Origin of the sequence: Herbidospora solisilvae (assembly GCF_009901565.1) — a bacterium.
GTDB classification, from domain to species: Bacteria; Actinomycetota; Actinomycetes; order Streptosporangiales; family Streptosporangiaceae; genus Herbidospora; species Herbidospora solisilvae.
The window spans coordinates 230116-255728 of the sequence record NZ_WXEW01000012.1; the positions used below are offsets into that span (position 1 = coordinate 230116).

Consider the following 25613-nt stretch of genomic DNA (forward strand, 5'->3'; position numbering starts at 1 on the left):
GCGCCCACCCCCGCCGGGCTGGCCGCGCTGCTGGCCGGGCCGGACACGCGGCCGGTTCTGGCGCGGCGGGCGCGTCCTGAGCGGGTGCCGCTCTCGTTCGGGCAGCGGCGCCTCTGGTTCCTCGCGCAGTTGGAGGGGCCGAGTCCGACGTACAACATCCCGGTCGCGATCCCCCTCAGGGGACACGTAGACGTCGAGGCCCTGGACGCCGCGCTGCGCGACGTGCTCGGCCGCCACGAGTCGCTGCGCACGGTCTTCCCCTCGCAGGACGGCGAGCCCTACCAGCAGGTCGTCGACCTCGACGGGCTCGGCCGGCTGTTGGACGTCGTCCAGGTCGCCGCGGACGACCTCACCGACGCCGTCGACCGGGCCCGGTGGCACGCCTTCGACCTCGAACGGGAGCTCCCCATCAGGGCGACGCTGTTTCAGGCCGCGGACGGCGAACAGGTGCTCGTGCTCGCCATGCACCACATCGCCACCGACGGATGGTCCCTCGCCCCACTGGCGGCGGACCTGTCCGCCGCGTACGCCGCCCGGCTCCGGGGCGAGGCGCCCGTATGGTCGCCGCTGCCGGTCCAGTACGCCGACTACGCCCTCTGGCAGCGCGATCTGCTCGGCGACGAGTCCGACCCGGCCAGTCCGCTGTCACGTCAGGTCGCCTACTGGCGGGAGGCGCTGGCCGGGGCGCCGGAGGAGCTGACCCTGCCCGCCGACCGGGTACGGCCCGCCGTGTCGTCCCGGCGGGGGCACGCCCTGCCGATGCGGACCTCGGCCGACGTCCACCGCCGCCTGACGGAACTGGCCCAGGCCGAGGGCGCGACGGTGTTCATGGTCGTGCAGGCGGCGCTGGCGGTGACGCTGTCGCGGCTCGGCGCCGGGACCGACATCCCGATCGGCTCGGCCGTGGCCGGGCGGACCGACGAGGCACTCGACGGCCTGGTGGGCTTCTTCATCAACACCCTGGTCATCCGGACCGACCTGTCGGGCGACCCGGTGTTCCGGGAGGTACTCGGCCGGGTCAGAGAGGCCGGGCTGAACGCGCTGGAACACCAGGACGTGCCGTTCGAACGCCTGGTGGAGACCCTGGCGCCCGCCCGCTCGCTCTCCCGGCACCCGCTGTTCCAGGTGGCACTGCTGGTCCGCAACACGGAGCGGGCCTCGCTCGACCTGCCCGAGGTCCGGGCCGGTGGGAGGTCCGCACCGGCCGGTCCGGAGGGCCCGGCGCTGGTTCCCGCGAAGTTCGACCTCGACGTGGCGATCCGCGAGACCTTCGACGACAAGGGTCGCCCGGCCGGTCTCCAAGGCTCCATGATCGCCTCGATCGACCTGTTCGACGCCGCGACCACGGGACGCCTGATCGGCGCTTTCACCCGCGTGCTGGAACAAGTGACGGCGGAACCGGATGTCCGGGTGCATGCGGTGGACGTGCTGGCGGAGGGGGAGCGGGAGCGGGTTCTGCGCGGCTGGAACGACACGGCCCGCGAGGTGCCCTCTTCGAGCATCGTGGACCTGATCAGCCGGCAGGCCCCTGACGCCTTCGCGGTCGAGGGTGAGCTGACCTACGGCGAGCTGGATCGCCGGTCGGACCGGCTGGCGCGGCGGTTGCTTGCCGTGGGCGTCGGTCCGGAGTCGATCGTCGGCGTCTGCCTGCCGCGTGGCGCGGACATGATCACCGCCATCGTGGGCGTGTGGAAGGCGGGCGCGGCCTACCTGCCCGTCGACCCCGGCAATCCCGCTGAGCGGGTGGGGGCGGTGCTGACCGATGCCGGGGTGGCGTGCGTGCTGGCCTGTGCCGAAACCCGGCAGCTGGTTCCCGCCGGGATGGAGATCGTTCAGCTCACGGGCACGTGGGATTCGGCGGTGCCGGTCTCTGTGGGGATCGGGGATGAGCCGGGCCTTGCGGCCGTGGAGGATTCGGCGGTGCCGGCCTCTGCGGGGACCGGGGACGGGCCGGGCCTGTCGGGCGAGGAGGGTCCGCTCGACGTTCGGGTGGAGCCGGACTCGCTGGCGTATGTCATCTACACGTCCGGGTCGACGGGCACTCCGAAGGGAGTGGCGGTCAGTCATCGCGGGCTGGTCAATCTGGTCGAGGTGTTCGGGCCTTTGCTGGGTGCGGGGCCGGGTGTGGGGTTGTTGCAGTTCGCCTCGTTCGGGTTCGACGCCTCGGTGCTGGATGTCGCGGTGGCGTTGGCGACCGGGTCGACGCTGGTCGTCGCGGATGAGGGCAGGCGGGCCCAGCCTGAACTGCTGCGGGAGCTGACCGGGGTCGGGGCGGCCAGTGTGGTTCCCTCGCTGCTCAACGTGCTCGACCCGGCCGATTTCTCGCATATCGGGCCGATCGTGGTGGGTGCGGAGGGCATCACCGAGACCGTCGCCCGCCGCTGGGCGCGGAACCGAAGGCTCGTCCATGCTTATGGGCCGACCGAGGCCACGGTCATCGTCGCCGCCGGTGAGGTCGACGCCGATGAGGAGGGGCCGATCTCGTTCGGGCGGCCGATCGCCAACTCGCGGGTCTATCTGCTCGACGATCGGCTCGCGCCGGTTCCGCCGGGGGTCGCGGGGGAGGTGTACGTCGCCGGTCTGGGTCTGGCGCGGGGGTATCTCGGCCGCCCTGATCTCACCGGTGAGCGGTTCGTGGCCTCACCCTTCGACACCGGCCAGCGCATGTACCGTACCGGCGACCTGGCCAAGTGGACCCCCGACGGCCGCCTGATCTTCCAGGGCCGCGCCGACGACCAGGTCAAGATCCGCGGGTTCCGCGTCGAACCGGGCGAGGTCGCCGCCGTCCTGCTGAAGAGTCCGGGTATTTCGCAGGCCGCCGTGGTCGCCCGCGAGGACCGCTTGGTCGCTTATGTGGTGGGCCGGGCGGAAGGCCTCAGGGAGTTCGCCGCCGAGCGGCTGCCCGACTACATGGTCCCCGCGGCTTTCGTCACGCTGGACGAACTCCCCCTCACCCCGAACGGCAAGCTCGACCGCCGGGCCCTGCCCGAACCCCAGCGGGTCACCGGTTCCGGCAGGGCGCCCGCCACCGTCCAGGAGGACATGCTCTGCAACGCCTTCGCCGAGGTCCTGGGGCTGGAGAGAGTCGGCGTCGACGACGACTTCTTCGACCTGGGCGGGCACTCCCTGCTCGCCGCGCGGCTCGTCTCCCGCATCAGGACCGTCCTCGGGGCGGAGGTCCCGCTGTGGACCCTCTTCGACAACCCCACCCCCGCCGGAGTGGCCGCCCACCTGGCCGGGTCGGACGTGGGCCGCACCCGCCCGCCGCTGCGCAGGCGCACCAGGCCCGAACGGGTCCCCCTGTCGTTCGCGCAGCGACGGTTGTGGTTCCTCGGCCAGCTCGAAGGCCCCAGCCCGACCTACAACATCCCGATGACGATCGGCCTGAGCGGCGCACCGGACGTCACCGCGCTGAACGCCGCCCTCCGCGACGTCCTGGAGCGCCATGAGGCGCTCCGCACGATCTTCCCGTCGGTCGACGGCGAGCCGTACCAGCACGTCGTCCCGATGGAGGGCCTCGACTGGTCACTGGAGGTGGAGCAGGTCGAGCCGGACGGGATGGCGGCCGCCGCCGCGGCGGCGCGGCGGCACGCCTTCGACCTGTCGACCGACGTCCCGGTGAAGGCCTGGCTGTTCCAATCGGGCCGGGACCAGACCCTCGTCGTGGTCATGCACCACATCGCCGGCGACGGCTGGTCGTCGGCCCCGCTGAGCCGCGACCTCACCACCGCCTACACCGCCCGGCTCGAAGGACGGGCCCCCGAGTGGACCCCCCTTCCGGTCCAGTACGCCGACTACGCCCTCTGGCAGCACGACCTCCTCGACGAGACCCTGCTGGCCGAACAGGTCGGCTACTGGCGCGAGACCCTGGCCGCGCTCCCCGACGAGCTCGCGTTGCCGACGGACCGCCCGCGACCGGCCACCGCGACCCACTACGGCCACCACGTCCCGCTGCGCATCCCCGCCGACGTGCACCGCAGGCTCGTGCGGCTGGCGCGGGAGGAGGGGGTGACGGTCTTCATGGCCGTACAGGCGGCTCTCGCGGTGACCCTTTCCCGGCTCGGCGCGGGCTCGGACATCCCGATCGGCTCCGCCGTGGCGGGGCGGCTCGACGAGGCGCTGAACGACCTCGTCGGCTTCTTCGTCAACACCCTGGTCATCCGCACCGATCTGACCGGTGATCCGGCGTTCCGGCAGGTGCTGGGCCGGGTCAGGGAGGCGAGCCTGGGCGCGCTGGCCAACCAGGACGTGCCGTTCGAACGCCTGGTGGAGGAGCTCGCCCCGGCCCGGTCCCTGGCCCGCCACCCGCTGGTGCAGACGGTGCTGACCATGCAGAACCCCGAACGCGCCGGAGAGGAACGCCCGGAGGTGGGCGCGTCGGGTCCCGAGCTGGTCCCGGCCAAGTTCGACCTCTACTTCCCGATGGCCGAGACCTTCGACCGTGACGGGAACCCGGCCGGGCTGCGCGGCGCGGTCACCGCCTCGGCCGACCTGTTCGACGCCGCCACGGCGGGCCGGATCGGCGAGTGGTTCGCCCGCGTGCTCGACGTCGTGACCACCGACCCCGACCTGCGCCTCCACGCGGTCGACCCGCTCGCCCCGGCGGAACGGGACCTGCTCCTCGGCGCCTGGACGGACACCGCCGCCCCCGGTGTCCCGCTCCCGCTCGTCGAGGCCTTCGCGCGTCAGGTGGCGACCGTTCCGGACGCGGTGGCGATCACCGCACCCGGCGCCCAGGTCGGTTACGCCGAGCTCGACGCCCGCGCCAACCGGCTGGCCCGCCATCTGATCGGGCTCGGCGTGGGAGCGGAGTCGGTCGTGGGGCTGTGCTTCCCCGACGGGCTCGACATGATCACGGCCATCGTCGCGGTCTGGAAGGCGGGCGCCGCCTACCTGCCGCTCGACGGGACGCTGCCCGTCGAGCGGATCGCGTTCATGCTGGCCGACAGCGGGGTCAGGGTCGTGCTCGGCACCGAGGACGTCCTCGGCGACCTGCCCGCGGGCCGGGTCCGCATGGTGGCCCTCGACGACCCGTTCACCGAGGTGATCCTCAGCACCCTCCCCGCCACGCCGCCCGACCACGACGCCGAGCCGGATTCGCTGGCGTACGTCATCTACACCTCGGGGTCGACCGGCCGGCCGAAGGGCGTGGCCGTCACCCAGGGCTCGCTGGCGAACTACGTCGCCTCGGTCTCGGCCCGGCTGGGCTGGACCACTCCGGGCACCCGCTACGCGCTGCTCCAGCCGCAGGTCACCGACCTGGGCAACACGGTCGTGTTCACCAGCCTGGCCACGGGTGGGCACCTTCACGTGCTCGACCCCGATTCGGTCACCGATCCCGAAGCGGTGGCCCGGTATCTGGCCGACCACCGCATCGACGCGCTGAAGGCGGTGCCCTCTCACCTGGCCGCGCTCGCCGCCGCGACCGGCGCCGAACGGATGACGCCCGCCGCCTCGCTCGTGCTGGGCGGCGAGGCCGCCCCGCCCGCGCTGGTCGCCGACCTCGTCGCCACCGGCCGCCGCATCTTCAACCACTACGGCCCCACCGAGACGACGATCGGCGTCACCACCGCGGAACTGACCGCCGGCGTCGAGCTCGGCACCCCGATCGCCAACACCCGCCTGTACGTGCTGAACGACGCCCTCCACCCGCTCCCGGTCGGCGTGACGGGCGAGCTCTACGCGGCCGGCGCCCCGCTGGCCCGCGGCTACGTGGCCCGCCCGGGCCTGACCGCCGAACGTTTCGTCGCCTCGCCCTTCGACACCGGTCAGCGCATGTACCGCACCGGCGACCTGGCGAAGTGGACCCCCCACGGCAGGTTGATCTTCCAGGGCCGTGCGGACGACCAGGTCAAGATCCGCGGCTTCCGCGTCGAACCCGGCGAGGTGACCGCCGTCCTGCTGGCACATCCGGACGTCTCGCAGGCCGCCGTGGTCGCCCGCGACGACCGGCTCGTCGCCTATGTCGTCGGCGAGACCGGGAACCTCCGGGAGTACGCCGCCGAACGGCTGCCCGCCCACATGGTCCCGGCCGCGTTCGTGAGCCTCGACGCGCTCCCGCTCACCGGCAACGGCAAGCTCGACCGCCGCGCGCTGCCCGCCCCCGACTTCGCGGCGGCGGCCTGGGCGGCCGTGAGCCGGGGTCCCGCCACCGCCCTGGAGAACCTCGTCTCCGAGACGTTCGCCGAGGTGCTCGGGGTGCCGTCGGTGCAGGTCGACGACGACTTCTTCCACCTCGGCGGGCACTCCCTGCTGGCCGTCACGCTCGTCACCCGCCTGGCCGAACGCGGGGTCTCGACGTCCGTCCGGGCGGTGTTCGCCGCGCCGACCGTCGCCGGGCTCATCGCCGGGCTCAGCCTGTCGTCACTGGGCGACTCGCTGGGCGGCCTGCTGCCGATCCGCACCGGAGGCGAGCGTCCGCCCTTCTTCTGCGTCCACCCCGGCGCCGGCCTGAGCTGGTGCTACCGGCCGCTGACCCGGTTCGTCCCCGACGACATCCCCCTGTACGGGCTCCAGGCGGCCGGGCTCCAGGGCGGCGAGCCCGCCCGGGACGTGCGGGAGATGGCGGCCGACTACGTCCGGCGCATCCGGGAGGTCCAGCCGTCGGGGCCCTACCACCTGCTGGGGTTCTCGTTCGGCGGCATCCCCGTCCACGAGATCGCCGTGCAGCTCCAGGAGGCGGGGGAGACGGTCGCCGCGCTGGTCATCATGGACGCGTACCCCTTCAAGCAGCGCCTGGCCGAACCGGCCGGGCCGCCGCCCGAGGAGACCGATCCCGAGGAGAGGCTCCGGCGGACCGCCGAGCGGTTCCGCGAGGAGGTGGGGGAGGTCCTCGGCGGGATCTCCGACGAGGAGCTGCTCCTCATCGCGAAGATCTTCACCAACAACACGGAGCTCAGGCGGGCCCACGAGCCGGGCGTGTTCCGTGGCGACGCGCTGCTGCTGACCGCCGTCGAGGGCAAGGACAACCCGGAGGCCGCCGCCCCCCGCTGGCAGCCCCACGTCGACGGCGCGGTCGCGGAGGTCGGCCTGCCGTGCCGCCACTCCGACCTGATGCGGCCCGACATGCTGGAGCTGGCCTGGCGGGCGATCGAGGAGTGGATGGCCCGGTGACACGCCCGGTGACACGAAGGAGCGGGCGCCGGTGCCGGCGCCCGCTCCCGTGTCCAACTGCTCGATCAGGCAGTTGGTCGAATCTTCAATCGCCTGACCATCTGGGCTCCCGCTTCTCGGCGAACGCCCGCACCCCCTCGGCCGCGTCGCTGCCGGCCCGGCGGCGCTCCTCCCACGTGTACGTGGTGGTGAACGCCTCCTCCAGCGGCAGGTCGAGCGAGCGCAGCACGCTCTCCTTGATCGCCCGGACCGACAGCGGCGCGCTCCTGAGCAGGTCGGAGACCCACTCGTCGACACACCGGTCGAGCTGCGAACGGGGCACCACCTCGTTGACCAGCCCGTGCCGGAGAGCCGTGGCGGCGTCCATGCGGCGGCCGGTCAGCAGGTGGCCCATGGCGACCTTCAGCGGGAGCTGCCTGGCCAGCCGGAACGCCCCGCCGGCGCCCGGCACCAGGCCGAGGCGGGCCTCCGGCAGGGCGAACACCGCGTCGTCGGCCGCGACGATCAGATCGCAGGCCAGCGCGAGTTCGAAGCCGCCGCCGAGCACGTAGCCGTGCACGCGGGCGACCACCGGTTTGGTCAGGGTGAAGCGCTCGGTCAGCCGGGGCCAGCCCGGCTGACCACGGCTGCCGAACGTCGTCGCGGGCGCGCCCGTCTCGTTGAGGCGGGCCCGTTCGCGCAGGTCCTGCCCGACACAGAACGCCCGGTCGCCGGCCCCGCCGAGGACGGCCACCCGGACCGCGTCGTCGGCCTCGACGTCGTCCCAGATCGCGGCGAGCTCCTCGTGGGTGCGGGAGTCCATGGCGTTCAGGACCTCGGGACGGTCGAGCGTGACGCGGGCGACGTGGCCGGCCTTCTCGTAGCGGACCCGGCTCATGCGAACCGGCGCACCTTCTCCAGGACGTCCGGTCCGTGCATCCGGAGCGCCTGCTGGAGGGCGAACTCGGCCATGTAGCGGCGGAACACGTCCTCGGGCTCCTCGGCGAGGTGGAGCATGCGCCGGTTCGCGACGACCGCCTCCCCGTCGAGCCGCCCCAGCGCGGCCTCGATCGCGTCGTCGAGCCGTTCGGGCTCCACGACCTCGTCGACGAACGCCCGCGCGTCGGGTTCGGTCGCCCAGACCCGGCGTCCCTGGAGGATGAGCTGGCGGGCCAGCCGTGCGCCGGTGGCCCTGGTCAGCCGCAGGTTGGCGGCCCCGGGGATGATGCCCTCGCGGGCGGCGGGCAGGCTGACGTAGGAGTCGGAGGCGGCCAGGACCTGGTCGAAGACGAGCAGCAGCTGGGCGCCGCCGCCGATCGCGAAGGTGTCGACGGCGGCCGTCCACGGCTTCTCGGCCGGGCGGCCGCCGTCGCCGCTCAGGCCGCGCACCAGCTTGGCGATGTAGCCGAGCTCGCGCCGCAGCAGGAAGCCCACCAGGGTGATCTCCCCGGCGTGCAGCTTCTTGAGGTTGATCCCGGCGCTGAACACCCGCCTGCCCTTGTACCGCGGATGGGTCATCACCCCCCCGCGCAGCAGGCCCATCGTGACGCCCGGGTCGAGCAGCGCCAGGTCGACGGCGGTCTCCATGTCGTCGACCTGGCGTTCGTCCTCGGCGTTGAGACAGCCGTCGCGGACCATGGTCAGCCGGGCCACCCCATCGCGGCGCTCCAGGACGACCGACTCCATCTCGACCAGGCCGGTCCGGGTGAACTCCGGCAGCAGCGCCAGCGCGCGCTCGGTCGGGCGGCGCATGGTGTCGAGCAGGTGAGAGCCCGCGAAGGGGCAGTCGAGGATGCCCCGCAGGAAGACGCCCTCGTCGATCTCGCGCCCCTCCTTGGCGGCCTGCGGCACGCCGCGCTCCTCGGGCGGGACGAGCGTGGGGAAGACCTGCCGGGCCGCGTCGACCAGCTCGCGCAGGCGCAGGCGGCGCGACCGGCCGCCGGTCAGCTCGTCGTAGACGTGGGTGGCGTGCTCGGCCATGAACCGGCCGCGCTCGTCGCGGCCGGTGACCCGCGCGGCGGCCCGCGCCAGGGTGGTCACGAGACCGCCGCCTTGCGCAGCGCGCGGTCGCAGGCGGCGAGGTGGGCGCCCAGCGCCTCCTCGAAGCTCGTCGTCGCGGCCTCCGACAGCAGCAGCCGCCGGACGGCCAGTTCCCGGTCTCCGGCCACGACGGGCGCCGGGTCGTCGGTCACCTCGTCGAGGAGCCGGGCGGCCACCGCCCGGTCGGCGTCGATCGGGGCGCCGAGCAGCACCGCCCGGCGGATCGCCCCTGCCCCCGCCTGCTGCACCAGCCGATAGAGGGTCATGCCCGGCCACGTCGCCCCACCGGCCATCGGCAGGATCAGCCGCGTGCCCGGCGCCGCGACCCTCACGTCGGCGGTGAGCAGCACGTCGAGGGCGGTGCCGCCGCAGTCGCCGGAGACCAGCGCGACGGTCGTCACGGGGAGCTGCTCCAGGCGGCGCACCGTGCGCTCCCACTTCGTCACCAGCCCGACCGACACCTCGCGGCTCCAGCCCTCGCCGGGCGTGCCCGACAGGGCGAACCGGGCGACGCCGGGCCCTCCGTGGTCGTGGACGCGGTCGCAGAACGCGGTCACCGTCTCGACGACGGAGGCCGACATCGGCGCCGTCCCGTCTATTTCCAGGGTCAATTCAATTGTGTTCACCATTGCACCAGCGCCGTTTCTATCGTGGACCCCGGGCCCATCGTCATGAGCACGCCGTAATCGCCGGGAAAGGTGACGTCCTCCTGCGTGAGGCGTTCATAGGAGAAAAGAAAAGAAGCGCTCGACACGTTGCCGAAGTCGCGCAGCACGCCGGTCGTGTGCCGGACGTCGTGGCGGGTCAGCCCGAGATTCACCGAGACGGCGTCGATCACCTTCTTGCCGCCCGAGTGGACCAGCCAGTGGGAGATCTGGTCGCGGCGCAGCCCGTTGGCGCGCAGCAGCCGGTCGACGGCGGGCTCGGCGTGGGCGCCGACCACATAGGGGATCTGCGGGTCGAGGTAGAAGCTGAACCGGCCCAGGTCGCGGTCCCAGTCGTAGCGCATGGCGTCGACGGCGTCGGTGATGACGCAGCTGGCGAAGTCGATCACCCGCGGCCCCGGCACGGACTCCCCGGCGACCAGCGCCACGGCCGCCGCGCCGTCGCCGAACAGGCTGTTCACCACGGCGGTCCGCATCGTCCCGTCGATCGCGTACGCCGCCGAGCACGCCTCCGCGCACAGCACGACGGCGAGCCGTCCCGGGTGGGCCGACGCCCAGCCGGCCACGACGTTCAGCGCGTTGAGCCCGGCGTTGCAGCCCATGCCGACGATGTCGGTCCGGCCGCAGTGGCGGTCGATGCCCAGCTCGCGGATGAGCAGCGCGCTCAGCCCCGGGGTCAGGAAGCCGGTCGACGTCACGCAGCAGAGGTGGCCCAGATCGCCCAGGCCGGCGCCGGCGTTCTTCAGGCACGCCTCCAGCGCCTCGGCGCCCATCTGGACGGCCAGCCGTTTGTGCTTGTCGAGCAGGTCGCCCTGCGACTCGGGGAGGCGCGCGCCGGTCTCGTCGGCGGGCGGCAGCGTGAGGTGCCGGCGGTCGATGGCGCTGTTGAGGAAGACCGAGCGGGCCTTCGGGTCGTCGATCCGCAGGATGTCCAGGAGTTCGGCCTGCCCGTAGGACTCGGGCGTGACGGCGGTGCCGACGCCCGCGATCCTCGCTTCCGTCACCGTCATCGGAACGTCCACCCCCACATTCGGGGCTTACTTCTTATCAGTCGTTTCGCTGTGGACACCTTTTTCCTTTCTTATCGGAGCCACAGCAAAGTAACCCGGTGAATTCGGCGGCGGCAACGCCGTCCAAACGCGGAAAAGGGGCCGGTTTCCGCTGGGAAACCGGCCCCTCGCGAGGCGGGCGTCAGCTCGCGTACGCCTCCAGTTCGTAGATGCGGGCCGCCGTGTCGGAGTTACTCGTCGGCGCCAGCACGTTCACCCGGATATACCGAACATCGCGCGGCGTGAAGGTGTGCGTGGTGATGTTCGCCGTGTTCCCGCGCGGCTGGGCCACGTTGGTCCACGTCGTCCCGTTCGTGCTCACCTGGACGTCGAAGTCGCGGGTGTTCCAGACCGCCTGCTCGCCTCCGGCCCCGGAGTGCTTCAGCACGATCTTGCCCACGCTCTGGTTCGAGCCCAGGTCGACCCGGATCCACTTGCTCGATCCGAGCGAGCACCACTTGTCGGTGTTGCCGCCGGACACCGAGCCGTTCACGGCCTTGGCCGGGCCCTCGTTCGCGGCGCACGACGAGTCGGCGGTGGCGGTCTTGTTCAGCGCCAGGTTCGGGGTGCCGGTGGTCTGTGGCACGTACAGCCGGACGTCCGTCAGCGAGGCGCTGCCCTCGTACACGTTGGTGTAGAGGTCGCCGATCACGAAGTAGTCGGGGTAGGCGGAACCGGCCGGCCACTGGTTGGACCAGGTGGTCGAGCCGTTGTCGTCGTTCTGCACCAGGTTGCCGTTGAACTGCCCGTTGTACTCACTGGCCTTCACGTTGTAGTGCCAGATCGGGTTGTTGTTGACGACGAACGGGCGGTGCATGCGGATGGTGCGCTGGCCCGAACGGGCGAAGTTGCCGGTCACCTCCAGGACGTAACCGGTCTGGTCGCGTTCGATGGCGAAGGTGTAGAACTCGTTCGGCATCAGCTCCGGCTGGAGTTCGGCCGCTGACGAGAGCTGCTGCTCGGCGACGCCGCCCGAGCAGGGGGTCATGAACCACTGCGAGTTGCCGGCCAGGCCGCCGGGGCCGGGGTTCCAGTTCGGCATCCCGCTGATCCACATGTTGACGGTGTTGAAGTTGCCGTCGCGGTAGTTGTAGTAGGTGTTGGTCGCGGCGTTGCAGACCCGGCCGCCGGTGCCGCTCCCCACACGGTCAGGGTGCTGGGAGAAGGCGTCCATCAACACCTTGCGGCGGTAGTGCCAGAAGTGGTTGTTGCGCGGGGCCGGGTTGGCGAAGTCGACGATCGACAGGAAGTGGAAGCCGTTGTAGCCGTAGGTGCCGCGCCGGACGTCCTGCCATTCGCAGTAGGGGGCCGAGGCGTTGCCCGACCAGCCGGGCGAGTTCTGGCCCTCGCCCCACGGGTGCTGCGTCTTGCAGCCGGTGTTGCTGTAGCCGTTGGTGCGGCCGTTGTACTCGATCGACCCGTTCCGCTTCCCGCCGAAGTCGAGCGTCTTGAGCTTGTACTCGATGCGGTAGTAGTCGGGGAGCTTCTGGGACGGCCGCAGGATGACGCCGCCCGTGTGGTCGGGCACGTTCATCACGGCGACCTTCTCGCTGCCGAGCGTCTGGGTCGTCAGGCTCGGCGGCGACTCGATGTTGCCGTCCTTGTTCCAGTCACGGGCCGACAGAGAGGCGGTCAGCCAGCCGTTCTGCCCGATCGGGAACTCCTTCCGGTACGTGTTGAAGGAGTTCAGCGCGGTCGTCCAGGCCGGGCCGTAGTCGTTGCGGTACCACTGGCCCGGGTCGTCCATGATCGTGTCGAACGGCTGGGAGTAGTCGTCGCGCACCCACGGCGCGTTGCCGGTGTTGATCGGGTTGGCGAAGTTCTCGTTGTAGAGCAGCGTCCAGCCAGGCCGGGTCGGGTCGTCGGCCTGGGCGGGCGTGCTCGTCAGGGTCAGCGCCGAGCTGGTCAGCAGCAGCGCCAGCGCCGCTCGGCGTGCGGCTGTGCCTCTTCGTGTACGCAATGCGCAACCTCTCTGGGTGAGAAAGGGGTGGCGTCGCCGCCCGCCACCCCGGCGGGTGAAAGGAGGAGGTCTAGAAGCTGCCGTCCGGGTTCTGGAACTGGGCGGCGTTGTCCTTGGTGACCATCGGGGAGGGCACGACCGTGTCCTTCTCGACGTTGGCCGCGCCGCCGAGGATCTCCACCGCGCGGTCCAGGCCCTTGGCGCCGATGATGTCGGCGTCGTTCAGGCCGGTCACCTTGTAGTTGGTGCCGTCGAGGATGGCCTTCAGCGCCTCGGCCTGGCCGTCGACGCCGGCGATGATGATGCCGTCCGACAGGCCGGCGTCCGCGATGGCGCGCTGGGCGCCCAGGCACATGGCGTCGTTCTCGCAGAACACCGCCTTGATGTCCTTGTTGGTGGCGAGCAGGCTCTCCATGACGGTCAGGCCGCCGTCGGAGCCCCAGTTGCCGAAGTCGGGCGCCTCGACCAGCGTGAACTTGGAGTTGGCCGACAGGACCGACTTGACGCCGTTGGTGCGGGCCAGGCCGATGCTGTTGTCGGCCGGGCCGCCCTTGATGATGGCGACCTTGCCGCCGTCGGGCAGCGCGGTCGACAGGTACTCGCCGTTCTGGCGGCCGATGGCCTCGTTGTCGGGGCCGATCCAGCTCGTGTACTCGCCGGTCTGGAACTTGCGGTCGACCAGGACGACGGGCTTGCCGGCCGCCTTGATGCTGTTCAGCACGGCGGGGGCCGACTCCAGCGGGCCGCCGGAGATGATGACGGCGTCGACGTTCTTGGTCAGCAGGTCCTCGACGTTGCTGGCGAGCTTGGCGGCGTCGCCGTTGGCGTCGGTGCTGATGATCTCGACGTTGCCCTTCTTCTGGGCCTGGGCGGCGATCGCCTTGTCCATGCCGCTGAAGTAGGGGCCGCTCAGCATGAAGTTGGCGACGCCGATCGTGTAGCCGCCGTCGCCCGACGCGGCGGCGCCGGTCGTCGGTTCCTCCGAACCCGAGGAGCAGGCGGTCAGCATCGCAAGGCAGAGGCCGGCGCCGGCCAGGATTCTCTTGGAAATCACGGTGTTTCTCCTGGGGGGTTACGCGCGCACCCGGTTGGTGCGCTGGGCGAGGATGACGGCGATGATGATCAACCCCTTGAGGACCTGCTGCCAGAAGCTCTGCACGCCGTACAGGTTGAGCAGGTTGTTGATCAGGACCAGGACGAGCACGCCACCGAACGTGGCGCGGACGGAGCCCTTGCCGCCGGCGAGGCTGGCGCCGCCGATGACGCAGGCGGCGATGGCGTCGAGCTCGAACGCCACGCCCACGCTCGGCTGGGCGATGCCGACCCGGCTGGCCAGGATCACCCCGGCCAGACCGGCGCACAGGCCGGAGATCGTGTACGCCAGCACGACGTGCCGGCGCACGTTGATGCCGGCCAGGCGCACCGTCTCGGCGTTGCCGCCGATCGCGATGATCGACCGCCCGGCCGGGGTGCGGGTGAGGAAGACTCCGCCGACGAGGAAGACGGCGAACATGATGAGCGTGGAGACCGGGATCGGGCCGGCCATGGCCGACCCGAGCGTGAAGAACGCCGGGTCCTCCGGCGCGATCGGCACCTCGGAGTAGACGAACGCCAGACCCCGGATGGTGGTCAACGACGCCAGCGTCACCACGAAGGGCGCCAGCCCGAACCGGGCCACCAGCACGCCGTTGACCAGCCCGAAGCCGATGCCGGACACGACGCCGACGGCCATCGCGGCCGGGATCGGCAGGCTCGACACCATCCCGGCGGTCAGGATGCCGGAGAACGCCACCACCGACCCGACCGACAGGTCGATGCCGCCGGTGAGGATGACGACCAGCATCCCGTAGGCCAGCAGGCCGATGGTGACCATCTGCTTGAGCAGGTTCGTCAGGTTGGCCTGGGTGAGGAACGACTCGGTCGTCACCGCGGCCACCACGACCATCACCACGATGAGCAGGCCGAAGGCCGCCGTGACGAGCAGGTCGCGGGAGATCTTGGGCAGGGCGTTCACGCTCACGCGGCCACTCCGATCGCGTGCGCGAGCACCTCGTCCTCGGTGGTCCCCTCGGACCGCAGCTCACCGGCGAGCCGGCCCTCGCGCATGACGAGCACGCGGTCGGTGGCGCCGAGCACCTCGGTCAGGTCGGAGGAGATGAGCAGCACGGCCAGGCCCTCGCGGGCCAGCGCGTCGATCATCCGGTAGATGTCGACCCGGGTGGCCATGTCGACGCCCCGGGTCGGTTCGTCGAGGATGAGCACCCGCGGTTCGGCCAGCAGCCACTTGGCGAGCACGGCCTTCTGCTGGTTGCCGCCGCTGAGCGCGGCCACCGGCATGGTGGCGCACCGGGCGGGCTGGATGCTGAGCCGGTCGATCATCCCGGCGACCCTTTCCCTGCGCCCCGGCATGTCGATCAGCGGCCCCCTGGTGGTGGCCCGCATGGTCGCCAGGGCGATGTTGTCGAGCACGGTCATCCCGCCCACGAGACCGGTGCGTTTCCGGTCCTCGGTGACGAGGGCGAGTCCGTGCGAGATCGCGTCGGCGGGGGAGCGGAACGCCCCGCTGCCCGACGTGGGCGGTTCGGCCCCGAAGACGCACCGGGCCATCTCACTGCGCCCGGAGCCGACCAGGCCGAAGAGGCCGACGATCTCGCCGGCGCGCAGTTCGAAGGAGACGTCCGAGAACTCGCCCTGCCGCGAGAGCGAATCGACCTTCAGACGGGTTTCTCCCGGTTCGTCACGCCGGTCGGGATAGATCTGTTCGAGCCGGCGTCCGGCCATGAGCCGGATCAGCTCGTCCTCCGACGTGCGGGACGGCTCGGTCGTCTCGATGATCACGCCGTCCTTGATGACGACGATCGAGTCGGCCAGCTCCATGACCTCGGCGAGGCGGTGGGAGACGTACACGACGAGGACCCCGCGCGCCTTCAACCGGCGGATCAGGTCGAACAGCGCGTCCAGGTCGCTGCCGGCCAGGACCGCCGAGGGCTCGTCCAGGACCAGCACCCGCACCTCCCCGGCCAGCGCCTTGGCGATCTCCACCATCTGCTGGCGGGCCACCGTGAGGCGGCCGGCGACGGTGCGCGGCTCGATGGCGCCGAAACCGGCGGCGTCGAGCAGTTCCTTGGCCTTGCGGTGCGCGGCCGGCCAGTCGATGAGGCCGCTCCTGCGCCTCGGGAACCGGCCCATCAGCAGGTTCTCGGTGACCGACAGGCCGGGCACGATCGACAACTCCTGGTAGACCGTGCGAATGCCGCGCTCGTGGGCGTCGTGCGGCGAGCGCAGGTGCACCGGCTCGTCGTCGATGCGCATCTCGCCGGACGACATCTCGTGCGCGCCGGAGAAGATCCGGATCAGCGTCGACTTGCCCGCGCCGTTGGCCCCGACGACGGCGAGGACCTCGCCGTCGCGCCCGACGAGGTCGACGCCGTGGAGCACCTCCACGTCGCCGTAGCTCTTCCGGACGTTCCGGAGCGAAAGGCTCATCCGAAGGCCTCCATGACCAGCACGGTCTTCTGCCGGGTGAAGTCGAGCACGGTCTCGTGCAGGCCCTCGCGGTAGCCGCCGGTGTCCTTGGTGCCGCCGAACGGCAGGTTCTCGGCCCGGATCGCGGTCGACCCGTTGACGATCACGCCACCGACGTCGAGCAGCTTGGCCAGGGTGAACGCGCGCGAGACGTCGCGGGTGAACACCGAGGCGTGCAGCCCGTAGGGGGAGTCGGAGACCAGCGCCGCGGCCTCGCGCGGGTCGGAGAACCGGGCGATCGGCGCGACCGGCCCGAAGATCTCCTCGGCGAAGGTCGGGCTCTCGACCGGCACGTCGACGAGCACCACCGGGTCGACGAACGAGCCCCGGCGGCCACCGCCGACGACCAGCCGCGCGCCCTCGCCGACCAGCCGCCCGACGGCATTCTCGACCTCTTCGGCGGCCTGCTCGGTGATCAGCGGCCCGACGTCGGTGCCGTCGTCCATCTGGTCGCCCACGACCAGCTTGGCCGCCTGGGCCGACAGCTCCGCGACGAAGGCGTCGTGGACGCCGTCCTGGACGTACACCCGCTTGACCGCGCAGCAGATCTGGCCGTTGCCGCGGGCCAGCCGCCCGAGGGTGACGGCGGTGGCGGCGGCCTCGACGTCGGCGTCGTCGCAGACGATCATCGCGTCGTTGCCGCCGAGTTCGAGGAAGACCTTCTTCAGGGTGCCGGAGGCGAGTCTGGCGATCGCCCGGCCGGCGTTGGTGCTGCCGGTGAGCGAGATCGCGGCGACGCCCGGGGCCTCGGCCAGCGTGGTCGAGACCGCGACGCCGCCGGTGACGACCTGGTGGGCGAACTCGGGCGCGCCCGCCTCGTCGACCAGCTCGGCGACCCGGACCAGCGCGAGCGGGCACTTGGCCGGCGGCTGCACGATCACCGCGTTCCCGGCGGCCAGCGCGGCGGCGGCCTTGTGGGAGTACAACTCGACCGGGTAGTTGAACGGCACCAGCGCGGCCACCACACCCAGCGGCTCGCGGATCGTCACCGCGAGGTGGCGCTCCATGCCCGGCACCGCGTCCATCGGCGTCTGCCGGCCGAACAACCGGGTCGCCTCGGCGGAGTAGCCGCGCCAGATGCGGACCGCGGCCTCGACCTCACCCCGGCACTGCATCAGGGGCTTGCCGTTCTCGCTCGCCAGCAGGCTCGCCAGCGACTCGGCCTCGCCCTCGATCAGGTCGGCCACCCGGCGTAACAGGGCCGCCCGTTCGTGGCCGGGCATGGCCGCCATCGCGCGCTGCCCCTTCTGCGCGTCCGCGATGGCGGCCACGACCGCGTCGGCGTCCAGGTCGGGCACCTCGCCGAGAGGCTCACCGGTCCCCGGGTTCCGCACCACAATGCTCATCTGCTGCTCCTTCGATAGGGGGTTCGCCCGCCGATGCGTTTGCTGATGTCGGCGGCCATCGCGCGGGCCTTGGGGGCGAGGCGGTGGCAGTCGTCGCGGCTGAACCGCGCGGCCGGGGCCGACACGCTGAACGCGCCGACCGGCTCGCCGGAGGCGTTCATGATCGCCAGGCCGACGCAGCGCACCCCTTCCTCGTTCTCCTCGTCGTCGATCGCGAAGCCCTGGTCCCGCACCACGCCCAGCTCGGCGAGCAGGGCGTTCCCGGTGAGGGTCTTCGGCGTACGCACGTCGAGAGGCCCCGAGAGGATCTCGTCGCGACGGGTGGGATCGAGCAGGGCGAGCATTGCCTTGCCCATGGCGGTGCAGTGGAGCGGCGCCCGCTTCCCGATGTGCGACACCAGGCGGATGGACTTGGCGCTCTCGACCTTGTCGACGTACACGATCTGCTCGCCGACCAGGACCCCGAGGTGCACGGTCTCCCCGCTCAGCTCCACCAGCTCGGCCAGGTAGGGCCGGGCGGCGGCGCGCAGGCCGTCCTCGTCGAGGTACTGCCCGGCCAGCACGATCAGGGTGACCCCGAGCCGGTAGGACCCGGCCGGGTCACGGTCGAGCACTCCGAGTTCGAGCAGGGACGTCACGTACCGGTGGGCGGTGCTGACGGCGATCCCGGCGCGGCTCGCGAGCGCGCCCAGGGTGATCCCGTCGCGCCCGGCGTCGGAGACGGCGTGCACCAGCTCGAATGCCTTGTCGACGCTTGCTGATTTACGACCACTCTGCATTCGAGTTACTCGAATCTATTTTCATATTCTTGTAACATGCTTGCGAGAGTTGCATTGCCCTTAAATCCTGTCAACCCCCTGTTGTTTGGGGCTTTTGTCGTGTATGGGGGATTTCTGGTTCAAGACAGTCGGGAAGTTGCGTATTAGTTTGTCGTTCTTGCGCACACAAAAGGCCGGCCACACGTGGTGACCGGCCTTCCTGGTGATCTAGTTAGGTGTGATCGAGTACGTCGCCCCCGCAACGGTGGAGAAAGTGATGACATCGTTGCTCAACGACGGCGTCACCGAGCCGCCGCCGACCCGGACGACGGTCACGCCGCGCCCCGGCCACGGGTTCTGCAGCCGCAGCTGCGCCCCCACCGTGCTGGTGACGTCGACGTAGGCCGCCTGCCCGCCGCTGCGCGCGGACGAGACGACGAAGCCGTCCTTGGCCCGCAACTTCACGAACGAGCCGTTCTTGCCCGACGGCCAGACCGGGAAGACGCGCAGGATCCCGAGGTCGCTCTGCAGCAGCATGCTGTTGATCGCCTCGACGGCGCCCGACTTCTCCAGGCCGTGGTGCGGGTCGGTGACTCGCAGGTTGGCCGCCGACCGGTTGGTGATCTGCGTCTTCAGCCGGTCGATGAGCGACTGCGCCGGGTAGCCCACCCGGGCCGCCTGGGTGAAGACCTTGGGGAAGGAGTTGTCCTGGCCCCAGGAGTTCATCGCGTCGAGCGTCTGGATCGCCACCTGGCGGTCGGCCGCCGGACCGTTGATGCCGAGCGCCTCACCCGGGTGCACGAACTCCAGGTTGACGGTGTTGTCGCCGGGACGGATGGCCCGGCCGTCGCTGAGGGTGCCCGGGTCGCCCAGGGCGAACACCTGCACGCCGTTGTAGGTCGTCCGCGGGATCGGCGCGAGCCGGTTCAGCATGTCCTGCCAGGTGGCGCGCAGACCCGAGTCGACGTTCAGCCGGGTGCTGGCGTCGATCGTGGTGGCCAGCAACGTCCTCAGCATGCCGAGGTCGGCGCTGGAGTTGCGTGCCCAGGTGCCCTCGTGCGGGCCGGAGTAGAGGTTGAACCGGTTGTTCTCCAGCTGCAGCCAGTGCTGGAAGAACGTGACGACCTCCTTCATGAAGGGGTAGCCGCGCTGCGAGAGCCACGTCTGGTCGCGGGTGTACTGCCAGTAGGCGACGTACTGGGTCGCGGTGAACAGGCTGTTGCCGACCTGCTGGTGGTAGTTGTCGTCGGCGGTGGAGCCGTTGGGCGCGATGCCGACCGGGAACAGCACGCCCGACGGCACGCCGCCGCTTGGGAAGCGGCCGTTCACGTAGCCCGTGTTGACCCGGCGCAGGTCCTGGGTCGCCCGGCGGCGGGCCTCCGGCAGGTAGGCGCTGACCAGGTCGAACACCGGCAGGGCCAGCTCGGGGCGGTTGGAGGAGTAGACGCCGTAGAAGTTGGCGATCCAGTTGTAGTTGAGGTGCATGTCCCCGCCCCACAACGGATAGTCCGTCGTGGCCCAGATGCCGAACAGGCCCGGCGCGGTCTTCCCGGCGCGGCTGGAGGAGCCGATGAAGTACTGGGCGGCGTAGTAGTAGCGCTCCAGCACGTCGTCGTCGAGGTCGACGTAGGACTTCAGCCAGTACTGCTTCCACCATTCGAGGTGGGCGTTGTACTGCGTGTCGAGACTCGCCGCCGACTGGGCGTCGGCGAGGCTCCGCGCCGCCGGGGCCGGGTCGCTCGTGCTCGTGCCGCCGCCCGCGACGCCCGTGACGACGTCGACCACGCCGCCGGCCGGGATCGAGACGGTGATCTGGTTGTTCGCGACCGACTGGGTGCCGCCGATCACCCGGGTGGCGAGCGCCGCGCGGGACGTCCACAGACCCGAGGAGGTCTGCCGGGCGGCCCAGATCGTGCCGCCCGACGTGCCCGACGTGCTGGTGAAGCCCGACCGCCCGTTCTGGATCTGGGTCGTGTTCGAGACCCGGACGGTCGTGGCGGCGGCGGCCTGGATGCGGGTGACGACCAGGTTGTCGGTCGCGCCGACCCACGTCCGCATCGTGACGGGCGCACCGCCGAGGCTCATCGTGGTGTCGACGTCGCCCTTGAGGATGTTCTGCTCCTCCAGGAACGAGGTGCCGCCGCCTCCGCCGCCGGTCCCGTTGTAGAGCTCGAACTGGCCGATGCGCGCCCGGGGGTTGGTGAGGCTGTCGGAGGTCGTGCCCTGGGTGGGCTCGCTGATGGCCAGCCGCACGTACCGGGCGGTGACGCTCCCGATGGTCCGGTCGGTCGTGGCGGCGGTGTTGTTGGTGACGGTGTCGCGGGTCGTCCAGGTCGCGTTGTCGGTGCTGGTCTGGAGCGTCCAGTCCTTGGTGGTGTTGGCCGTCTCGGCGGGCCGGGCGGCGGCGTCGTGACGGAGCAGGTACCGCGTGAAGGTCTTCGCCGACCCGAGGTCGAGGGTGATCGTCTGCGGCTTGCCGATGTTGGAGACCCACCCCTCGTACCCGGCCCCCCAGGCCCCGTTGACAGCGCGGGAGGGCGGGAACGACGAGTGCGAACTGGACGCCGTCGCCGTCGACCCGAGCGCCAGGTTCGGCGACCCGGCGCTGCCGACCGGGTTGATCGAGACCGATCCGAGGGCGACGAGCGAGCGGTTGGCGCTGGCCGTCCAGAAGTCGCCCTTGGCGATCCGGAACGTCTTGAACCCCTCACCGCCGCCCGAGACGACCCCGACGTCCCCGTTCCCGAGGAGCGCGGTGTCCGGCATGGTGTCGGTCACCGACCCGGCGTAGGCCTGGTTGGTCCAGCGCCCCTTGACCGCCCCGACCAGCGACTGGACGGCGCTCCACTGCTGGTCGGGGGTGGGGGTGGCGGCCTGCGCGGACGTCGCCGTGGTCAGGCCGGCGAGCAGGGCGAGCGCGGAGGCCATGGCTAAGCCACGCGTTCTGATCATGGAGGTGCCTTTCCGTGGTAGCCCGGACGGCGAGATGGGATAACGTTATCCCGCACCGTAGATTGTTACCTGGAGGTTTCAAAGAGCGCCGAAAGCAACGACTTCATAACGTCGGTTAGGGTGAGACGTCGTGATCAGGCGAGTCTCAGGCGTTCTCTGGATCGACTACGGGTCGTTCTCGATCCTCGACCTCGACGGACTCTCCGATCGGCCGGACGCGCTGGATCCGTGGGATCTCTTCGAGCGCACCGACGAAGACGGCGACTGGCTGGCCGCCACTCCGAACATGGCGGCCGCGCGCAGCCGGACATATTGGCACAAGGCCGAATTCGCGCTCGAACTGTGGGACGCGGAGCCTCCCGTCAGCGGAGAGAACCGCACCGTCGAACTCTTCAGCAGTTCTGGCAAGGTACGGCCGACCAATTCCCGGGGCACTGCCGGGCCGTTGCTCGACCTCGGTGCGCCGGAACGCTCCTGGCTGATGCGTGCGTATCGCATCCCATTGCCGGGCCCCGTTCTCGGCGACGATTTCGACCCCGAGGACGACGACGCCTTCGAACTGGCGTGGCGCCACTTCGAGGAATGGCGATTCCAGTTCTGGCCGTCAGGCATAGGCCGCCGTGGCGGGCCGGTGGGAGGGGTCTGATGGGTGTGGACGTGATCGTCGTGCGCGTCATCCGGAAGGGGACCAGTCCGAAGGGACGCCGTCTGGAGGTGGCCGATTCCTTCCCCGACGTGCGGGACGTGTTCGCGACCGTCTGCCGCGAGAGCCGCCTGCCGATGTTGCGGCGCGTGGACCCCTACGGATCGCTGGTCCTGACCTCGGGAGAGATGTCCCAGTTTCTCGCCGAACTGACCGAGACGTCGACGCTGGTCCGCGACGACCCGGCGCGGAACGCGGTCGAGCAGGTCAGGGCGCTGGCCGAGCGCTGCGCCGCCGAAGCCGACCTCGAACTGCACCTGGAAGGGGACTAGTGGCGTCCGGGCTTGCCGAGAGCATGGATCGGCAGGCGCTGCGCCGGTTCTCGATCCCGTGGGAATATCCCAGCTTTGAAAACGGTTTTCGATCCCGTGAAGCGAAGTGACCTCCGCCCGCTGGTCCGGCTCCGGTCCACCGCAGGTACCGGTGTGACCTATGTGACCAGGAAGAACCGTCGCAACGACCCAGACCGGATGGAGTTGCGCAAGTACGACCCCGTCGTCCGGCAGCACGTGACCTTCCGAGAGGAGCGATAGCGCATGAAGAAGGGCATCCACCCCGAGTACCGTCCCGTGGTCTTCCGCGACCCGAGCGCGGGCTTCGCGATCCTGACCAGGTCGACGGTGCGGTCGAACAAGACGGTGGAGTGGGAGGACGGTCAGACCTACCCGGTCGTCGACGTCGACGTCAGCTCCGCCAGCCACCCGTTCTACACGGGCAAGAGCCGCGTGGTGGACTCGGCCGGGCGCGTCGAGCGCTTCCGCCGCCGCTACGCCAAGTGATTTCCGAGCCGGCCGCCCATGGCGGCCGGCTCTTCCGTTTCGCACAGTCTCCCGCCGCCGGTGATCTCGCCGAGGACCTGCTGGAGGTGGCGGATGCGGCGGTGGGCCTCGGCCACGAGGCTTTCGGCCAGGCGCCGCCAGTCGTCGGGCGACGGGTCCGGGGGCAGGTCGTCCAGGACCTCTTTGATCTCCGCCACCGACAGGCCGACGCGCTGGGCGACGCGGACGACCTTGGTCCGGCAGACGTCGGACTTCTGGAACCGCCGCTGGTTGCCCGCGGTCCGTTCGGCCGTGAGGAGGCCGTGGGTCTCGTAGAAACGGACCGCCGAAGGGGCCACGCCGCTCTCGCGGGCCAGCTCTCCCACCGTCAGCGTCATGCGGGCCTCCCGGGCTTGACTTCAACAAATGTTGAACTCCTAGTCTGCCGGACATGACGACACATGCGGTCATGGTGACCAGGTTCGGCGGTCCTGACGTGCTGGAACTCGTGGAGACCCCCGATCCGGCCCCGGGTGACGGCCAGACCCTGGTGGAGGTCGAGGCCTCCGACACCCTGCTACTGGAGACCGTCGTCCGGTCGGGGCTGGGGCGGGACTTCTGGCCGATCCGGCCGCCGTACGTCCCCGGTGGGGGAGTCGCCGGGTGGGACCCCGACGGGCGGAGGGTGGCCGGGTACACGAACGGCTACGGCGGTTACGCCTCCAAGGCCGTGGCCACCTCGGTCGTGGAGGTGCCCGGCGGGGTCTCCCTCCAGGCCGCCGCCGCCCTGCTGCACGACGCGACGACGGCACTGGCCCTGTTCGAGGCGGCGAGGATCGGGCCGTCGGACACGGTGCTCGTCGTGGGAGCCAGTGGCGGACTCGGAGTGCTGGAGATCCAGCTCGCGCGGGCTCGCGGCGCCAAGGTGATCGCGGTCGCGCGGGCGGCCAAACTGGCGAGGGTCGAGGAGTTCGGCGCCGACGTGCTGGTCGACGCCGCCGACCCGGAATGGCCCCGGGCGGACGTCGTGCTGGACAACGTCGGGGGCGCGCTCGGCGCCCGCGCCGTCCCCCTGGTCAACCCCGGCGGCAGGTTCTCGGCGCACGGCGCGGCCGGTGGGGCGTTCACCACGGTCGACCGGCCGGACGTCGCCGCGACCGGCATCGAGGTGGCGCAGCTCTCCGCGGACGACCGGGTCCGCCACCTCACCGAGGCGTTGCGGCTGACCGCCGAGGGCACGCTCCGGCCGGCCGTCGGGCAGACGTTCCCGCTGGCCGAGGCCGCGTCGGCGCACGCCGCCATGGAGGCCAGGCTCGTCTTCGGCAAGACCCTGCTCACTGGCACACTGGGCGGGTGATCTTTCTCTTCTCGTACGGCACCCTCCAGCTCGAACGGGTCCAGCTCGCCCAGTTCGGCCGCCGCCTGGAAGGTCGCCCCGACGCCCTCCCGAACCATCGCCTGACCACGATCACGATCCCCGGCGGCACGTTCCCCATCGTCCAGCGCTCGCCCGGTGACGAGGTGCTGGGCCTGATCTACCAGCTCAGCCCCGCGGAGCTGGCCGCCGCCGACGCCTACGAGGGCGTCGAGTACGCCCGCCGGCTGCGCACCCTCAAGTCGGGGCTCACCGCCTGGGTCTACCTCTCCAGCGAGTCGGTCTGACGGATCACCGGGTCGACTCGCGCACGACCAGTTCGGGCTGGAACATGATCTGCTGGTGGGCGTGGGTGGCCGGGTTGTCGCACTCGTCGAGCAGCAGTTCGGTCGCCACCCGGCCCAGCTGGTGGGTGGGCTGGCGGACCGAGGTCAGCGACACCGCCGAGGCGGCCGCGAAGTCGATGTCGTCGTAGCCCATCAGGGCGACGTCGTCGGGCACCCGGACGCCCGCGTGGGTGAGGCCGCGCATCAGGCCGAGGGCGAGCAGATCGTTGGCGCAGAAGACGGCGTCGGGCAGGTCGCCCTCGCCGAGCAGCTTCTCGGCGGCCTGCTGGCCGGCGCGGGGGTTCATCGCGCCCATCTCGACGACACGCAGCGGACGGCCGAAGGCCCGTTCGGCGCCCGCCCTGCGGTCGAGGCACTGGCGGATGGTGAGGGGGCCCGTGACGTACACGATCGACTTCGCGCCCGTCTCCAGGAGGTGGCGCACCGCCGTCATGCCCCCGCCGATGTCGTTGACCGCGACCGAGCACTGGTCGGGGCGGTGGGCCGGATGGTCGACGAGGACGACGCTGATGCCCCGCTCGCGCAGCCGGTCGAGCCGCGCCGGGTCTTCGTCGGACGGGGTGATCAGCACCCCGCGCACCCGCTGCTCGGCCAGCACGAGCAGGTTGCGCTCCTCCTTGGCGCGGCACCCGGCCGAGTTGCTGAGGATGACGGCGTAGCCGAGATCGCTGGCCACCTCCTCCACACCGGCCGTGACGTCGGTGAAGAACGGGTTGCCGATGTCGATCACCGACAGGCCGATGGTCTTGCTGTGCCCGGCGCGCAGCGTGGAGGCCGACCCGTGGCGCACGAACCCCAGCTCCCGGACGGCCGCCTCGACCTTCTCGCGGGTCGCGGGCGACACCTTCTCGGGTCGGTTGAGCACGTTGGACACGGTGCCCGGCGACACTCCGGCTCGCGCGGCGACATCCTTGATGCCCACGTCGCTCATGGACGTCGATTAAAACGTAATAAGTCCCAGGGGGCAACGTGAGGTGTTCCGTTGGGGCGAAACGGCGGGGAAACCTGCTATTGACGGCGCGGTAACGCCCTCTGCCGTCCCG

Annotated in this window: 20 protein-coding genes (1 of these 20 running past the window's edge); 7 read left to right on the forward strand and 13 right to left on the reverse strand. The window is 71.0% G+C overall.

The window, feature by feature from the left end; translation table 11 throughout:
- Positions 1-7113, forward strand: the 3' end of a protein-coding gene (locus GT755_RS35130) for a non-ribosomal peptide synthase/polyketide synthase (protein ID WP_235968119.1). The gene continues 18228 nt to the left of window position 1, outside the view; only the last 7113 of its 25341 coding nucleotides appear in the window; the start codon falls outside the window, past its left edge; the stop codon is at positions 7111-7113.
- A gap of 85 nt (positions 7114-7198) precedes the next feature.
- Here GT755_RS35130 and dpgD read toward each other — a convergent pair whose 3' ends face one another.
- The 11 genes from dpgD to GT755_RS35185 form a co-directional block, all read right to left on the reverse strand.
- Positions 7199-7990, reverse strand: a complete 792-nt coding sequence (gene dpgD, locus GT755_RS35135) for an enoyl-CoA-hydratase DpgD (protein ID WP_161483875.1) — start codon at positions 7988-7990, stop codon at positions 7199-7201.
- Positions 7987-9132 carry a (3,5-dihydroxyphenyl)acetyl-CoA 1,2-dioxygenase DpgC gene (gene dpgC / locus GT755_RS35140; protein ID WP_328794727.1) on the reverse strand — a complete coding sequence of 382 codons (1146 nt, stop codon included), beginning with the start codon at positions 9130-9132 and terminating at the stop codon, positions 7987-7989. Before dpgC ends, dpgD begins: the two co-directional genes overlap by 4 nt.
- The gene (dpgB, locus tag GT755_RS35145; protein ID WP_328794728.1) at positions 9129-9758 is read right to left on the reverse strand and encodes an enoyl-CoA-hydratase DpgB; all 630 of its coding nucleotides are present in this window, start codon (positions 9756-9758) and stop codon (positions 9129-9131) included. Before dpgB ends, dpgC begins: the two co-directional genes overlap by 4 nt.
- Entirely contained in the window at positions 9755-10807 is a 1053-nt protein-coding gene (dpgA, locus tag GT755_RS35150) for a 3,5-dihydroxyphenylacetyl-CoA synthase DpgA (protein ID WP_161483876.1), read from the reverse strand. Before dpgA ends, dpgB begins: the two co-directional genes overlap by 4 nt.
- A gap of 181 nt (positions 10808-10988) precedes the next feature.
- Positions 10989-12806: a discoidin domain-containing protein gene (locus GT755_RS35155; protein WP_202610898.1), complete on the reverse strand. Its 1818-nt coding sequence runs from the start codon at positions 12804-12806 to the stop codon at positions 10989-10991.
- Between the two features lie 70 nt (positions 12807-12876).
- Positions 12877-13860, reverse strand: a complete 984-nt coding sequence (locus GT755_RS35160) for a substrate-binding domain-containing protein (protein WP_202610899.1) — start codon at positions 13858-13860, stop codon at positions 12877-12879.
- An 18-nt stretch (positions 13861-13878) separates the two neighbouring features.
- Positions 13879-14826, reverse strand: a complete 948-nt coding sequence (locus GT755_RS35165) for an ABC transporter permease (protein WP_202610900.1) — start codon at positions 14824-14826, stop codon at positions 13879-13881.
- On the reverse strand, positions 14823-16292 hold the full coding sequence (locus tag GT755_RS35170; protein WP_161483877.1) for a sugar ABC transporter ATP-binding protein: 1470 nt from the start codon (positions 16290-16292) through the stop codon (positions 14823-14825). The genes GT755_RS35165 and GT755_RS35170 overlap by 4 nt, the downstream gene beginning before the upstream one ends.
- Complete coding sequence (locus tag GT755_RS35175) at positions 16289-17677, reverse strand: aldehyde dehydrogenase family protein (RefSeq protein WP_161483878.1); 1389 nt, start codon at positions 17675-17677, stop codon at positions 16289-16291. Before GT755_RS35175 ends, GT755_RS35170 begins: the two co-directional genes overlap by 4 nt.
- The gene (locus tag GT755_RS35180; RefSeq protein WP_161483879.1) at positions 17674-18456 is read right to left on the reverse strand and encodes an IclR family transcriptional regulator; all 783 of its coding nucleotides are present in this window, start codon (positions 18454-18456) and stop codon (positions 17674-17676) included. Before GT755_RS35180 ends, GT755_RS35175 begins: the two co-directional genes overlap by 4 nt.
- A gap of 207 nt (positions 18457-18663) precedes the next feature.
- A complete protein-coding gene (locus tag GT755_RS35185; protein WP_161483880.1) occupies positions 18664-21387 on the reverse strand; it encodes a discoidin domain-containing protein in 2724 nt (907 codons plus the stop codon).
- Between the two features lie 130 nt (positions 21388-21517).
- On the opposite strand from GT755_RS35185, the gene GT755_RS35190 reads away from it, so the two are divergent.
- The 4 genes from GT755_RS35190 (at position 21518) to GT755_RS35205 (ending at position 22869) form a co-directional block, all read left to right on the forward strand.
- Positions 21518-22033: a hypothetical protein gene (locus tag GT755_RS35190; RefSeq protein WP_161483881.1), complete on the forward strand. Its 516-nt coding sequence runs from the start codon at positions 21518-21520 to the stop codon at positions 22031-22033.
- On the forward strand, positions 22033-22362 hold the full coding sequence (locus tag GT755_RS35195; RefSeq protein ID WP_161483882.1) for a hypothetical protein: 330 nt from the start codon (positions 22033-22035) through the stop codon (positions 22360-22362). The genes GT755_RS35190 and GT755_RS35195 overlap by 1 nt, the downstream gene beginning before the upstream one ends.
- 96 nt (positions 22363-22458) lie before the next feature.
- Entirely contained in the window at positions 22459-22623 is a 165-nt protein-coding gene (gene rpmG, locus GT755_RS35200) for a 50S ribosomal protein L33 (RefSeq protein ID WP_062354197.1), read from the forward strand.
- Between the two features lie 3 nt (positions 22624-22626).
- Positions 22627-22869, forward strand: coding sequence for a type B 50S ribosomal protein L31 (locus tag GT755_RS35205; RefSeq protein WP_062339748.1), 243 nt, complete (start codon positions 22627-22629; stop codon positions 22867-22869).
- Here the strand turns inward: GT755_RS35205 and GT755_RS35210 are convergent.
- Positions 22857-23246 carry a MerR family transcriptional regulator gene (locus GT755_RS35210; RefSeq protein ID WP_161483883.1) on the reverse strand — a complete coding sequence of 130 codons (390 nt, stop codon included), beginning with the start codon at positions 23244-23246 and terminating at the stop codon, positions 22857-22859. The genes GT755_RS35205 and GT755_RS35210 overlap by 13 nt on opposite strands.
- A 53-nt stretch (positions 23247-23299) precedes the next feature.
- Here GT755_RS35210 and GT755_RS35215 point away from each other — a divergent pair, with 53 nt between their 5' ends.
- Both GT755_RS35215 and GT755_RS35220 read left to right on the forward strand, forming a co-directional pair.
- Entirely contained in the window at positions 23300-24205 is a 906-nt protein-coding gene (locus tag GT755_RS35215) for a zinc-binding dehydrogenase (protein ID WP_161483884.1), read from the forward strand.
- Entirely contained in the window at positions 24202-24510 is a 309-nt protein-coding gene (locus tag GT755_RS35220) for a gamma-glutamylcyclotransferase family protein (RefSeq protein WP_161483885.1), read from the forward strand. The genes GT755_RS35215 and GT755_RS35220 overlap by 4 nt, the downstream gene beginning before the upstream one ends.
- 4 nt (positions 24511-24514) lie before the next feature.
- On the opposite strand, the gene GT755_RS35225 is transcribed toward GT755_RS35220, so the two are convergent.
- Entirely contained in the window at positions 24515-25501 is a 987-nt protein-coding gene (locus GT755_RS35225) for a LacI family DNA-binding transcriptional regulator (protein WP_161483886.1), read from the reverse strand.
- Positions 25502-25613 lie beyond the last annotated feature (112 nt).

What these genes read in the sequence shown, in the direction of transcription:
- dpgD (WP_161483875.1), bottom strand. Translation starts at nt 7,990, where the DNA reads ATGAGCCGGGTCCGCTACGAGAAGGCCGGCCACGTCGCCCGCGTCACG.
- dpgA (WP_161483876.1), bottom strand. Translation starts at nt 10,807, where the DNA reads ATGACGGTGACGGAAGCGAGGATCGCGGGCGTCGGCACCGCCGTCACG.
- GT755_RS35170 (WP_161483877.1), bottom strand. Translation starts at nt 16,292, where the DNA reads ATGAGCCTTTCGCTCCGGAACGTCCGGAAGAGCTACGGCGACGTGGAG.
- GT755_RS35175 (WP_161483878.1), bottom strand. Translation starts at nt 17,677, where the DNA reads ATGAGCATTGTGGTGCGGAACCCGGGGACCGGTGAGCCTCTCGGCGAG.
- GT755_RS35180 (WP_161483879.1), bottom strand. Translation starts at nt 18,456, where the DNA reads ATGCAGAGTGGTCGTAAATCAGCAAGCGTCGACAAGGCATTCGAGCTG.
- GT755_RS35185 (WP_161483880.1), bottom strand. Translation starts at nt 21,387, where the DNA reads ATGATCAGAACGCGTGGCTTAGCCATGGCCTCCGCGCTCGCCCTGCTC.
- GT755_RS35195 (WP_161483882.1), top strand. Translation starts at nt 22,033, where the DNA reads ATGGGTGTGGACGTGATCGTCGTGCGCGTCATCCGGAAGGGGACCAGT.
- GT755_RS35205 (WP_062339748.1), top strand. Translation starts at nt 22,627, where the DNA reads ATGAAGAAGGGCATCCACCCCGAGTACCGTCCCGTGGTCTTCCGCGAC.
- GT755_RS35210 (WP_161483883.1), bottom strand. Translation starts at nt 23,246, where the DNA reads ATGACGCTGACGGTGGGAGAGCTGGCCCGCGAGAGCGGCGTGGCCCCT.
- GT755_RS35215 (WP_161483884.1), top strand. Translation starts at nt 23,300, where the DNA reads ATGACGACACATGCGGTCATGGTGACCAGGTTCGGCGGTCCTGACGTG.
- GT755_RS35225 (WP_161483886.1), bottom strand. Translation starts at nt 25,501, where the DNA reads ATGAGCGACGTGGGCATCAAGGATGTCGCCGCGCGAGCCGGAGTGTCG.